At 42.4% G+C, this 12,808-nt stretch carries 15 protein-coding genes; 7 read left to right on the top strand and 8 right to left on the bottom strand.

All coding sequences use genetic code 11. The annotated features are described in order from the left end of the window. Positions 1–117: 117 nt before the first annotated feature. The 6 genes from rplU (at position 118) to folA (ending at position 3,861) form a co-directional block, all read left to right on the top strand. The gene (gene rplU, locus ACM2FC_RS10345) at positions 118–429 is read left to right on the top strand and encodes a 50S ribosomal protein L21 (RefSeq protein WP_237363081.1); all 312 of its coding nucleotides are present in this window, start codon (positions 118–120) and stop codon (positions 427–429) included. A 20-nt stretch (positions 430–449) separates the two neighbouring features. Further along, complete coding sequence (gene rpmA / locus ACM2FC_RS10340) at positions 450–707, top strand: 50S ribosomal protein L27 (RefSeq protein WP_014205843.1); 258 nt, start codon at positions 450–452, stop codon at positions 705–707. 151 nt (positions 708–858) lie between these two features. After that, on the top strand, positions 859–2,025 hold the full coding sequence (gene cgtA, locus ACM2FC_RS10335; protein ID WP_498480838.1) for an Obg family GTPase CgtA: 1,167 nt from the start codon (positions 859–861) through the stop codon (positions 2,023–2,025). Positions 2,026–2,118: 93 nt separating this feature from the next. Continuing rightward, positions 2,119–2,886: a threonine/serine exporter family protein gene (locus ACM2FC_RS10330; protein ID WP_498480837.1), complete on the top strand. Its 768-nt coding sequence runs from the start codon at positions 2,119–2,121 to the stop codon at positions 2,884–2,886. Next, on the top strand, positions 2,887–3,360 hold the full coding sequence (locus ACM2FC_RS10325) for a threonine/serine exporter family protein (RefSeq protein WP_498480836.1): 474 nt from the start codon (positions 2,887–2,889) through the stop codon (positions 3,358–3,360). 18 nt (positions 3,361–3,378) lie between these two features. Beyond that, positions 3,379–3,861, top strand: a complete 483-nt coding sequence (gene folA / locus ACM2FC_RS10320) for a type 3 dihydrofolate reductase (protein ID WP_498480835.1) — start codon at positions 3,379–3,381, stop codon at positions 3,859–3,861. Between the two features lie 33 nt (positions 3,862–3,894). On the opposite strand, the gene ACM2FC_RS10315 is transcribed toward folA, so the two are convergent. From ACM2FC_RS10315 to lptD, 6 genes are all read right to left on the bottom strand, one after another. Next, positions 3,895–4,710, bottom strand: coding sequence for a symmetrical bis(5'-nucleosyl)-tetraphosphatase (locus ACM2FC_RS10315; protein WP_498480834.1), 816 nt, complete (start codon positions 4,708–4,710; stop codon positions 3,895–3,897). 16 nt (positions 4,711–4,726) lie between these two features. After that, positions 4,727–5,107, bottom strand: coding sequence for a Co2+/Mg2+ efflux facilitator ApaG/CorD (apaG, locus tag ACM2FC_RS10310; RefSeq protein WP_498480833.1), 381 nt, complete (start codon positions 5,105–5,107; stop codon positions 4,727–4,729). A 75-nt stretch (positions 5,108–5,182) separates the two neighbouring features. Further along, positions 5,183–5,986 carry a 16S rRNA (adenine(1518)-N(6)/adenine(1519)-N(6))-dimethyltransferase RsmA gene (rsmA, locus tag ACM2FC_RS10305; protein ID WP_498480832.1) on the bottom strand — a complete coding sequence of 268 codons (804 nt, stop codon included), beginning with the start codon at positions 5,984–5,986 and terminating at the stop codon, positions 5,183–5,185. Positions 5,987–5,994: 8 nt separating this feature from the next. Next, positions 5,995–6,987 (bottom strand): 4-hydroxythreonine-4-phosphate dehydrogenase PdxA, encoded by a 993-nt coding sequence (gene pdxA / locus ACM2FC_RS10300; protein WP_498480831.1) that lies wholly within the window; start codon positions 6,985–6,987, stop codon positions 5,995–5,997. Continuing rightward, positions 6,977–8,272, bottom strand: coding sequence for a peptidylprolyl isomerase SurA (gene surA / locus ACM2FC_RS10295; RefSeq protein WP_498480830.1), 1,296 nt, complete (start codon positions 8,270–8,272; stop codon positions 6,977–6,979). Before surA ends, pdxA begins: the two co-directional genes overlap by 11 nt. 58 nt (positions 8,273–8,330) lie before the next feature. Next, entirely contained in the window at positions 8,331–10,751 is a 2,421-nt protein-coding gene (gene lptD / locus ACM2FC_RS10290) for an LPS assembly protein LptD (protein WP_498480829.1), read from the bottom strand. A gap of 148 nt (positions 10,752–10,899) precedes the next feature. Between lptD and djlA the strand changes: the two genes are divergently transcribed. Further along, complete coding sequence (gene djlA, locus ACM2FC_RS10285; protein ID WP_498480828.1) at positions 10,900–11,757, top strand: co-chaperone DjlA; 858 nt, start codon at positions 10,900–10,902, stop codon at positions 11,755–11,757. 70 nt (positions 11,758–11,827) lie between these two features. Here the strand turns inward: djlA and ACM2FC_RS10280 are convergent, their stop codons facing one another. Beyond that, positions 11,828–12,217, bottom strand: coding sequence for a RidA family protein (locus ACM2FC_RS10280; protein WP_498480827.1), 390 nt, complete (start codon positions 12,215–12,217; stop codon positions 11,828–11,830). 113 nt (positions 12,218–12,330) lie between these two features. Further along, on the bottom strand, positions 12,331–12,792 hold the full coding sequence (pyrI, locus tag ACM2FC_RS10275; RefSeq protein ID WP_498480826.1) for an aspartate carbamoyltransferase regulatory subunit: 462 nt from the start codon (positions 12,790–12,792) through the stop codon (positions 12,331–12,333). Between the last annotated feature and the right edge of the window lie 16 nt (positions 12,793–12,808).

Below are 12,808 nucleotides of genomic sequence, written 5' to 3'. Positions count from 1 at the left end.
ATGGCTTGTCAACTCGAGAGTGTTTCTGTAGAATCTGCGCCCTATTGATGATTAGTTTAGCGCACACCCAAAAGCTCAATTGAAAGCAAAGGCTGTGCGGAAAAAGCGGAGTAAAATATGTACGCTGTTTTCCAATCTGGTGGTAAACAACACCGTGTAAGCGAAGGTCAAACTCTTCGTTTAGAAAAATTAGACGTTGAAACTGGCGCAACAGTTGAATTCGACAAGGTTCTACTTGTTGCTAACGGTGAAGAAATCACTGTTGGTGCACCCCTTGTTGATGGCGGCAAAGTGACTGCTGAAGTTGTACAACACGGTCGTGGCGATAAAGTAAAAATCGTTAAGTTCCGTCGTCGTAAGCACTCTCGTAAGCAGCAAGGCCACCGTCAGTGGTTCACTGAAGTGAAAATCACTGGCATCAACGCTTAATAAATTAGGAGAGTTTAACAATGGCACACAAAAAAGCTGGCGGTTCTACTCGTAACGGCCGCGATTCAGAAAGTAAACGTCTTGGTGTAAAGCGTTTCGGTGGTGAATCTGTACTAGCTGGTAACATCATTGTTCGTCAGCGCGGTACTAAATTCCATGCAGGCACTAACGTTGGTATCGGTAAAGACCATACTCTATTTGCTCTATCTGATGGTAAAGTAAAATTCGAAGTTAAAGGTCCTAAAAACCGTAAATTCGTTAGCATCGAAGCTGAGTAATAACAGACTTTAAGCTGATTTCAAAAGCCCTGCCATTTAATGGCGGGGTTTTTTATTTACTAGAAAGACAAAATCGACAAGGTGTTCGATTTGCTAGAATTTATATTGCCTAGATCGGTGATATGGCAACGCGAAATTTGCGGGGTGAGAAATGAAGTTCGTTGATGAAGCAACAATCAAAGTCGAAGCGGGCGATGGCGGCAACGGTATAGTCAGTTTTTGGCGCGAGAAATTCGTTACCAAAGGCGGACCGGACGGCGGTGATGGCGGTGATGGCGGTGATGTTTATATCGAAGCGGATGAAAACCTAAATACCCTTATCGATTACCGTTTTCAGCGCTTCTATGCTGGTGAAAGAGGCGAGAATGGCCGTGGTGGTAACTGTACGGGTAAGCGTGGTAAAGACAAAGTACTGCGAGTTCCAGTGGGCACCAGAGCCGTTGATATTCATACCAACGAAGTAGTCGGTGAAGTAACGACTCACGGTAAAAAATTGATGGTTGCTAAAGGTGGTTGGCATGGCTTAGGCAATACACGCTTTAAGTCTTCAGTTAACCGTGCCCCTAGACAAAAAACCATGGGAACCAAAGGTGAAGTTCGTGAGCTTCGTTTGGAGCTGCTTCTTTTAGCCGATGTGGGCATGCTGGGTTTACCAAATGCAGGTAAATCGACCTTCATCCGCTCTGTCTCTGCAGCGAAACCAAAAGTAGCGGATTATCCATTCACTACTCTAATACCAAGTCTTGGTGTGGTGAGTGTTGTAGCAGAGAAAAGCTTTGTTGTTGCCGATATACCGGGTTTGATCGAAGGCGCAGCTGATGGTGCGGGCCTTGGGATCCGATTCCTAAAACACCTAGAGCGCTGCCGTGTACTTTTACATATGATCGATCTGCTTCCGATTGATCAATCTGATCCAGTACAAAATGCGTTAACCATTATTGATGAGCTCGAGCAGTACAGTGATAAGTTAGCAGAAAAACCTCGTTGGCTGGTATTCAACAAGATCGATCTTCTACCAGAAGAAGAAGCGCAAGAGAAAATTGAACAGATCCTTGATGCCTTAGGCTGGGAAGATGAGTACTTCACGATTTCTGCGATTAATAAGCAAGGCACCAAAGAGCTGTGTTACAAGCTTGCAGACTTTATGGAAAACTTACCAAGAGAAGAAGCGTCTGAGTCGGAAGAGGAGTCTGTTGATTTCATGTGGGATGATTACCACAATGAAGTCATGAACAGTGACGATGTCATCACTGAAGATGACGATGACTGGGACGACGATGATGAAGATGATGGACATGTTATTTACGTTCGAGAATAACAGCTAAATGATAAAAAACCGCAATGATGAGATTGCGGTTTTTTATTGTCTCAAGTTTAATGTAGAGCACAAGATCTAACTCAAGGAAGAAATATGCAGCCGGATCAAAGAGCGGTTTCTCGCCTTATTGCAAGTGCAGGACAGCTTTTACTTGCACATGGAGCAGAGAGTGCTGTCGTTGGCGATATCATGCGGCGTATCGGGATCGCTAACGGCATGGATGAAGTAGAAGTATCACTTTCTGCAAGCTCGCTTGTAGTGACCACAATTTATCAACAGGAATGTTTAACCACTGCTAGGAGAAGCCCGGATAAAGGCATTAATATGCGAGTGGTGACTCAAGTACAAAGGATCTGTATCCTGCTTGAGAAACAGTTGTATGATTGTGAAAAAGCTCAGCAAGCGATTAGTAAAATTACGTCAGAGCGATACAATCGATGGTTCGTTACTTTTATGATTGGCTTATCATGCGCCGCTTTTTCAAAGCTTTCGGGTGGCAATGAATATGTCTTTATCATGACATTTATCGCTGCTTCTATTGGAATGATGGTACGGCTCCAACTCGCTAAATATCATTTCAATCCATTTTTAAATTTTACGGTTTGTGCTTTCGTTACAACCGTCATTTCAGCTCAGGCTGTTGTGTTTAGTATCGGTAATCAGCCGACGGTTGCTATGGCTTCTTCAGTTTTAATGCTCGTCCCGGGATTTCCGTTAATTAACTCGGTTGCAGACATGCTTAAGGGCTATACCAATATGGGCGTTGCCCGATTTGTGATGGCGACGTTACTGACGCTTGCTACCAGTTTGGGCATTGTTGCTGCAATGACTGCTGTTGATGTATGGGGCTGGGTGATTTGAATGAGTTTGTTTGAACTTCTTTTTGCTTTAGTCAATGATATGTTTTTTGCAGCCATTCCTGCTGTTGGGTTTGCTTTAGTGTTCAACGTGCCAAAAAATGCCTTGAAGTACTGCGCTATTGGTGGTGCTGTTGGTCATGGCTCTCGTTTCTTGATGATGCACTACGGTGTTTCAATAGAATGGGCAACATTTTTTGCAGCGACGCTAATAGGCATGATTGGTGTGATATGGTCACAAAGGTTGTTGGCACATCCAAAAGTGTTTACAGTAGCTGCTTTGATCCCAATGATCCCGGGTGTATATGCGTTTAAGGCTATGATAGCTCTAGTGCAGATCAATCAGTTTGGTTTTCAGCCAGACTTGCTTGCTGGGTTGGCGGAGAATTTTTTAAAAGCGATGTTTATTATCGTTGGCTTAGCTGTTGGTTTAGCGATGCCAAGGTTGTTATTTTATCGCCAAAAACCAATAATTTAACTGTTAAACAGGAGTAAGATGGTAATTAGTTTGATAGCCGCAATGGCTAAAGATCGTATCATTGGTAAAGACAATCAGATGCCATGGCATTTACCAGCAGATTTCGTTTGGTTTAAGCGCTGCACGATGGGCAAGCCTATCATCATGGGCCGAAAAACGTTTGACTCGATTGGTAAAGCGCTTCCAGGGCGTCTAAATATTGTTGTTAGTCGTGATGAAACCTTGGAGATTGAGGGTGTTACCGTTGTTTCTTCTATCGAAAAGGCTATAGAGCAGGTGCATAGTGAGCCAGAAGTGATGATCATTGGTGGAGGCTCTATCTACCAAGCTTGCCTGCCACAAGCAGACAAACTTTACTTAACCTTTATTGACGCAGATATTGCTGGTGATACGCACTTCCCTGATTGGGGACGTGACTGGGAAATAACACACAGCGAAACCTATCATGCTGATGAGAAGAATGCCCACAGCATGACGTTTAACGTATTGGAAAAGGTATAGAACCTTAGGCGCTTAGCCAGCATGTTTAAGTGGTTAAGCGCTTAATCCTAGCGATTGTTGAGTGAAGTATTTTTTATCTTCCCAGCGAATCATAGTTAGCGAGCCACCCCAAACACAGCCAGTATCTAAGCCAATAAAGCGTTTGCTCTTGTGACCTTCAAGCGCTGCCCAATGACCAAATATGATGGTTTTCTCAACTTCTTTCCTATCAGGGTATTTGAACCAAGGAACTAAACTCCTGTCTTTTACAAGGCTTGGTGGTTTTTTCTGCTCCATATCAAGTTTGCCTTGTTTATTGACAAACCTCATTCGAGTAAAAGCGTTGATGATATAGCGATAGCGTTCAATCCCTGATAGCTTTTTCGACCACTTTTCTGGTCCATCACCGTACATATTCTCAATTAGCCAGTGCCAGTTTTCACTCTGTAACAGTGCTTCTATTTCCGCAGCAGCAGCGCGCGCAGTTTTTAGGTCCCACAGGGGAGAGATACCTGCATGGCTGAGTACAAATTCTTCGTGCTCGAGCAGAAGAGGTTGTTTTCTTAGCCAATTGAGCAAATTATCTTTGTCTTTTGCTACAAGTATCTCGCCTGTTTTATCCTTCGGTTTAGCGCTAAAGCGGCCAAGGGATACCGCTAACAGGTGCAGGTCATGATTACCTAAAACTATTTTCGCAGACTTACCTAAGCTTTTAATAAAACGCAATGTTTCTAAAGATTTAGGGCCGCGTGCGACTAAGTCTCCTGCTAGCCATAATTGATCTGATTTCGCATCGAATGATGCTTTATCTAGCAACAGCAATAGTTCGTCTAAACAGCCTTGAATATCTCCAACGATATAGGTGGACATTAATACTCCCAAACAATCAGTTTAAGACGTTTGGCACGGCTAATCGAAATGGCTCTATTTCTGTCACAAACTCTTCGCCCTTTTCATTGAGTAAAAGGTATTGGCCTTGCATAACGCCAACAGGAGTTTCGATTGCTGTGCCGCTGCTGTAGGTATATTCATCATTACCTTCAATGAAAGGTTGTTGGCCAACAACTCCGTCACCTTCGACAGACATTTGCTTACCGTTGGCATCGGTAATTAGCCACCTTCGGCTAATTAGCTGGACGGTTTGTTGGCTAAGATTTTTGATAGTAATGATGTACGCGAAAATGAAGCGCTTATTGTCGGGGTCAGATTGTTCTTTAATAAATTTGGTATGGACTTGAACTTTTATACAGGGTTGACTAACTTCCATGTTAACTCCTAACTCAGTTCTTTTTATTATTTATAGCGCTGGTCGAAGGAAATTACGACCAGCTTATTGCGAATATCAGTGATTCGCATGTAACCAGTTTGCCATAGCAACAAACTGTTCTAAAGTAAGATTTTCTGGACGCATCCCAGGATTGATACCAAGCTGCTCTAGCGTTTCGCTGTTTAGTAGGCTCTTATAGCAGTTGCGAACCGTTTTTCTTCTCTGGTTGAAGCCTTCTCTACAAACTCGATCCAACCAATTTAAGTCAGCAGCTGGACATGGCAGGGTTTCGTATGGCATTAAACGAACAACAGCAGAGTCCACTTTAGGTGGTGGAACAAAAGCGGTTGGTGGTACTTCGAGTACGGGTACGACTTTACAAAAATACTGCGCCATTACGGTTAAACGACCATAAGCCTTGCTTCCAGGGCCTGCCGCCAAACGGTTCACCACTTCTTTTTGCAGCATAAAGTGCATATCTTGAATATCTTTGTGAAACTCAAAAAGGTGGAACATCAAAGGTGTCGAGATGTTATATGGAAGATTGCCAAAGATGCGTAATTTGTTGTTTGGTCGTACTAACTCATTGAAGTCAAAGCGCATTGCATCGCCTTCATGAATCGTAAGTTTGGAAGAAAGATCAGGGTGGTTCCTTAGTCGTTCTGCTAAGTCGCGATCCAATTCAATGACGGTAAACTTATCAACTTCTTTGCCAACAGGTTCGGTAATGGCACCTAATCCAGGGCCAATTTCTACTAGGTTTTGCCCTGGCTTCGGATTAATTGCTGACACAATTCCATCAATGATATATGGATCGTTTAGGAAGTTTTGCCCAAATCGTTTGCGGGCTTTGTGTCCTAAATGGACATCATTTTTCATATCTTTCTCTAACTTGATTTATTGTCAACCAACTCAATGGCTTGCTTTAGTGCAGTAATAAAACTTCCTGTATCCGCTATGCCTTTACCGGCGAGATCTAAAGCAGTTCCATGGTCAACAGATGTTCGAATAAATGGTAATCCTAGGGTGATATTAACAGATTGGCCGAACCCTTTGTATTTAAGTACTGGCAGAACTTGGTCATGATACATCCCCAAAACCACATCAGCCTGATCTAAATATTTTTGATGGAATATGGTATCCGCTGGTAATGGGCCAACGAGATCATACCCAAACTCTTCACGCATAGCGTCAATAGTTGGCGTAATCGTATCGATTTCTTCATGGCCTAAACAGCCATCTTCACCCGCATGAGGATTTAGTCCGCAAATATATATACACGGTTTTTCAATAGCAAATTTATCTTTGAGATCTTTATGTAATATTTGCACGATACTTGTTAGGCGCTCTTTAGTCACCGCTTTAGACACATAGGCTAAGGGAATATGTGTTGTGACTAATGCAACACGCAGACCTTCGGTTGCCAGCATCATTACAACCAATGGAGTGTTTGACTTTTCGGCAAAAAACTCTGTATGGCCACTGAAGGCGACTCCAGAACGATTGATCACTCCTTTGTGCACAGGTCCTGTGACAATCGCATCAAATTCACCGTTCATACATCCGATGGCTGCTCTCTCTAGCGTTTGCAGAACATATGAGCCGTTCTCTTCATTGAGGGCGCCAATTTCAACTGGTTGGGCTAACTCAATGTGCTCAATCACCAATGAACCGCTTTGCTGTGGTGTTGGTCCAGAGTCTGGGTTGTAATCAATGAGGTCAACCTTAATACCTAAGACTCTTGCGCGCTCAGCAAGCATACTTTTGTCGGCACAAACAACCACTTGATGTGGCCAGTTTTGCTGAGAAAGTGCAAGTGCTAAGTCGGGCCCAACACCTGCGGGCTCGCCAGCAGTGACGATAATCTTCTTAACTGTCATTGCTACCGTTGTCCTTTAGTATGTCCACATATGCTCCCGCTCGAATTTCTTGTAGCCAAGCCCCTGCTTCTTCGTTGAATTTGCGGTTAAATAGAATGCGATACGCGCGATTCTTCATTGCTGCATCGGTTCTATCAACCTTTTTACGTCCCATGACTTCCACAATGTGCCAACCATTAACCGTTTTAAATGGTTTGCTGATTTGACCAACTGGTAAGGTTTCTACTTGATGCTTAAACTCAGGTACAAAGGTATCTGGCGTCTGATAACCAAGATCGCCGCCTTGCGCTGCTGAACCTGGGTCTTGGCTGTATTGCTTGGCAAGCTCGGAAAAAGTTGCTTTGCCATCTTTAATTTCTTTGATAAATCCGTTGAGCTCTTTTTTGGCGCCAGCATCACTGAGAATAATACTTGGCTTGATGAGTATGTGGCGAGCATCCACTTCCGTAACAGCGACTGTTTTAAGTCCTTTTACATCTTCAATTTTTAAGATGTGGTAGCTAGAACCAGCCAAAAACGGCCCGATGATGCTACCTTTTTTGTTCATCTTAATTTGATCAGCGAATACTGTTGGCATTTCCTCTTTACGCATCCATCCCCATTGACCACCGTTTAGAGCTTTCGGGCCTTTGGAAAAGCTATAGGCCATGGTGCTGAAGTTTGCTCCTGATTTAAGCTTACTCACCAGCTCTTCTGCTTGTTTTTCAACTTTCTGTTTGTCTTGTTCATTAAAGTTAAGTTGGATGTGAGCGATTTTGTACTCAACCGTTGCATTAGTTTGATTGGCAAGAATTTTTGCTAAGTTGTTTACTTCTTCAGGCAGTATGTTGATGCGTTGACGTACTAAAGCATTACGCGCTTCACGCTCAGCGATTTCATGACGAATCTCAGTTCTAAATGTCGAATAGCTGATGCCTGCATTTTGTACTGATGTCATCATCTGCTTAAGAGTCATTTTTTGACTTTTCGCAATATCATTGAGCGCTGTATCAAGCTGCTTATCATCAACATGAATGCCGAGGCGTTTCGCTTCTTGCTGCTGAATTTTATCCAGTATCAATTTATCAATGACTTGCTTTCTAAGCACTGAATCACTGGGCAGCTTCTGATCGCTTTCTTTTGCGTTCAGTTTTAACATTTTCATTGCAATATCAACATCACTTTGCAAAATCACGCCCTTGTTGACAATCACGACCACTTTGTCGAGTTCAACTTGTTTGGCATTGGCCATGCTCGTCATAAAAAGTGCAAAAACGCACGAGAGCAAAATTGTCCACTTCTTCATAGGGGTTCCTATCGAACATTCCGCTGAGCAAATATGTTCAGCAGTTATATAAAATAAATTAGTTATTTAAGAAAAATGGGTTGTTGTAACTTAATGAGGTACTCGAACTATCTACAAGTCCACTAGCACTCGACGATGAACCTACACTGGTACCGAAGCCAATAATACCAAAGTTAATGCCAAAGTTGCTTTCATAGTTTGGTGTCATATTGTTGGCATAGTAGTTGGTCATGTCTGTAGTTTCACTACCGTTGTCGTTCCAGTTCTTCAACTGATTACTATAGGTGAAGGCGATGTACCAACAATCAGACGTATACTTCAAGCCCGCTACCCACTCAATGTTATTGTCGGTTGTAAGATCGTAGAAATACTGCCCAGTAGCGGACCACTTTCTTGATAACTTATAGCTACCAAGTAACCCTGCTTGAGATATACCGTCCACAGTTATTGAGTTAGTAGTGTAACTTACATTATTGGAGATATAATTTTTATTCACATAGCGATAGTTGGATTGAATATAGCCACTATCAAAACGATATTCTAAATAAGTGCTGGCTGTTTGCAGTGTGCTGATCGCTGAATCATATTGAAGGTTGCCATGGTATAGCCAATTATCACCATAATTGAAGTCGCCTTGGAGTGCCCAAGCAGAGAAGCTAGAGTCAGTACTTGAGTTTGAATCAAGTTTAAGGCCTTTATTTAAATATAATATTTGTCCAAATGCGATGTTTGCTCGTTCTTTGTAATTGTCATCGAAGAATCGAGAGGTAGCACCATAGGTTATCTGGTTTGCGCCTTGGTAGTAGTCGTAGCCACTGTATTTACGTGTGCGGAATAGACCATAATAGTCGGTTTCTAATTGTGTCGAGTCATATAGGCCGATATCATCTTGATTAACCGTTGGGATATAAACATATTTAATTTCAGGTTCGAGCGTTTGCGTGTATTCATCCAAGAATTTATTGTTACTTTCTAGTACCATTTTAGCGTCGCTGCTAAACACGGGCAGTACTCGAGTAACATTTTGTTTTAATCCATAGTACCCATTGGTATAAGTTACTCCATTTTCTATAATAGTAGGGTCTACCGTATTGTGGCCACTCACATCTTGGTAATAGTAGGTCATTGGTAACTGAAGATTAGTTTTCCACGTTCCCCATGTATTACTAAAAGGTATGGTGATTCCGGGTTCAATGTGTAGTCGAGTAGCTGACGGGTCGTATTGTTGTTTAGTCGTAAAGTTTGATAATTCGCTCACCATATTGAAATCAAGGTGCTTCAAAAGCTGAGGCTGATAATAGTTAAACGATAGCTGAGGAAGAAGCTTATATGGCTGACTGCTCGAATTTAGTATTTGAAAACTTCTTGCAAGTATCGATGCATCCCAGTTGCTAGTTCGATAGGTTGCCTGTGCTTCTTGGGTAAGCTGGCCGTCAGACTGGGTGCCGATACTAGAGTCTAAATCTGAAAAGTAATCAATATCACTTACTTTGGAGTAATCAATATTGAATTTCCAGTTTTGTTCGTAGATCCCACTGTGTGTATATTGAATCCCCCAACGAGAGCCTTTATCTGGGTACTTTTTATCACTTGGCAAATACTCGGTATTAATTGCCCCTGACCCGTAGGTAGATAAGTATCTAAACTTACTGTCTAGCTGGGTGCCACGCTCCTGCATATTTTTAATATTGGTCGTCAAATCATAGTTCGGAGCCAAGTTCCAATATATTGGAACTTCAGTAGTAAAACCGTTGGTTGAGCCGTATGATACTGATGGATATAAAAAACCTGTCTTTCTTGTTTTACCAATTGGCACGACTAAATATGGCAGATAAAAAACAGGTACATTCTGGATCTCGAATCTAGGGTTGTAGAATGTTGCTTCTTCATCGTTCTTGTTGATATCTATACTCGAGGCTCGTAGTTTCCACGCATCATTACCTTCAGGGCAGGAAGTAATAGAGCCGTCATCAATCTGATATAAAGCTTTACCCGAATTTGATACGTAAACTGCAGTGCCGCGCCCAGGCTCACACAAGAAATTATACTTAGTGTTAGATAGTGTGAATTGGTTGGTATTTAAATCATCGGTTGCTTTATCTGATACCGCTTTGATTTGCCCATCACTAAAATTGACGTTTCCTTTTGCCACCACTACATTTTCTTTTTTGTGATACGTCACGTGATCTGCGGTGATTCTTTTATGGCCTTGAGTGACAACTACGTTCCCTGAATAGGTGGCTTTATCGTTATTGGTTGCCTGTAAGTTATCAGCATTGACATTCACAGGTAAATCTTTAGCGTTTTTAGGTGCAGGTACATTGACCAAGCATTGATCAATAGGGTCTAATACTTGGCATTGTCCGAAAGCAGGCATGTCTTGCACACCTTTGTCTAGCGAGGCTTCGGCATGAGCTTCTGAAATAAAAAGAGCAGCAGTAATAGAAGCGGCTAGCAGAGTGCGGGAAAAACGTGGCATCGAGTTTTACTATCCTGTTGAACTAGATTAATTTGGTGAATGCTCGACCAAAATTAATGGAAAACGGTGCTTATGATAAAGGAAATTATAGCTTGCGCCAGTATCAGACAACGTCGCAATTGAAAAATTCATAGATTGAGAGCACATAATGCGTATTTTTGGCAAAATTCTTGGTATCTTTTTTGGTTTTTTATTTGGGGGTGTATTCGGCGCCATACTAGGGATGTTGCTTGGTCACCAGTTTGATAAAGCTCGCCGATTTAATCAAGGGGGATTTGCAAATAATCCATTTGGTTCAGGGCCAAGTCAAGCGGAAAGACAAGCGGAGTTCTTTAAGTCAGCCTTTGCTGTGATGGGGCATTTGGCTAAGTCGAAAGGGCAGGTGACCCAGTCAGAAATCCAACTTGCATCTGCAATGATGGATCGTATGAACCTGCATGGTGAACAGCGCAAAGCGGCTCAAGAAGCCTTTAGAGAAGGCAAAGAGGCTGATTTTCCATTAGAAAGTGTTTTGGAAAGAGTTAGGCTCTCGACTGGTGGACGTCATGATTTAATGCAGTTTTTCTTGGAATTGCAGATTTCCGCAGCATTTGCCGATGGCAGCCTTCACCCAAGCGAGAGAGAAGTTCTTCACCGAGTAGCAAGCGGTCTTGGCTTTACTTCAGGGCAGTTGGAGCGTCGTATTCGTATGTTTGAAGCGGCTTTTCGTTTTCAGCAAAGTGGCGGTTTTGGTGGTCAGCGAGGGGGGTTTGGACACGGTGGAGGCAGTTGGCAACAAGCTTCTGAAAAAGACCAATTGTCGGCTGCATATGATGTACTTGGCGTGAGTGAAGATGCCAATAGTCAGGAAGTCAAACGCGCTTATCGGAAACTGATGAATGAGCATCATCCTGATAAATTAATGGCAAAAGGCCTTCCGCCTGAAATGATGAACGTAGCAAAAGAGAAATCACAAGAAATCCAAAATGCTTACGATATGATTAAAAAGATAAAAGGTTTTAAGTAATTTACTTAGACTCGATAAGCAAGAAAGGCGAGCTTTGTGGCTCGCCTTTTTCATCATACCAAATGGGAACTTACTTGCGTACAGCAATTGCCTCGATTTCAATTCCAACATCTTTTGGCAAGCGAGCAACTTCCACACAAGAGCGTGCTGGATAGTTGGCCACTTGGTGTTCGTCGAAAAACTTTTCATACACCTCATTCACGGCGCCAAAGTCATTCAGGTCTTTTACAAACACCGTCATTTTTACGATATCTGCTACGGTTAGTCCTGAAGACTCAACAACAGCTTTGACATTTTCTAGTGACTGGCGAGCTTGTTGTTGAATGTCTTGAGAAAACTCACCGGTTTTAGGGTCTAGTGGAATTTGACCAGAAGTCATGACCATGTTGCCAAGGTCGACACCCTGAACGTATGGGCCAATAGCCGCAGGCGCTGAGTCTGTATGAAGAACTTTTGTCATATTAGTACCGCTTGTTATGTTTGCTATATTGTTTTGGTTTGAGCAGTTTGCCGTTAAACAATGAATAGGTAAAGGCGAATATGCATGTTAGGAGCACAGCCGCTTAGCAGAGATTATCGTTCAGTGACGATTTCTCTTGAGAACACTTTCTCGCAATATTTGCATCTTAAGCGTACTTCCTTTTTCTTCTCTAATACGGAAAAGCTAGAAGCTACTGGCTCATTGTGAGTAATGCAGTTGCTGTTTGGGCACTCAAATACATCATTAATGCTTTCAGGAAGTTGAAGAGCCAGTTTTTTGACCACTTGGTAGTTTTCAATTTGGTTGACTGTCGCATGAGGGGCATACAGTGCCAACTTGCTAGCTTGTTCTTCGTTGATAAATACGTTTTCTATCTTGAGTAGATCTTTACTACCTAGTGCAGAAGAAGGCAGGTTTAAACCAACGGTGACACGTTGATTAGAGTTATGCATATCGAATAGCTTTAGCACTTTGATACCCACTTGAGCGGGGATGTGGTCGATGACGGTGCCGTTTTTGATTGCTTCAACTTGTAATTGAGTTTCTTTAGTCATGTTTTTATCCTCTTAA

The sequence above is a fragment of the Vibrio sp. A37 genome (assembly GCF_059777565.1).
Note: the sequence above shows the minus strand (reverse complement) of the source record. Positions and strands in the feature narration are given on the sequence as shown.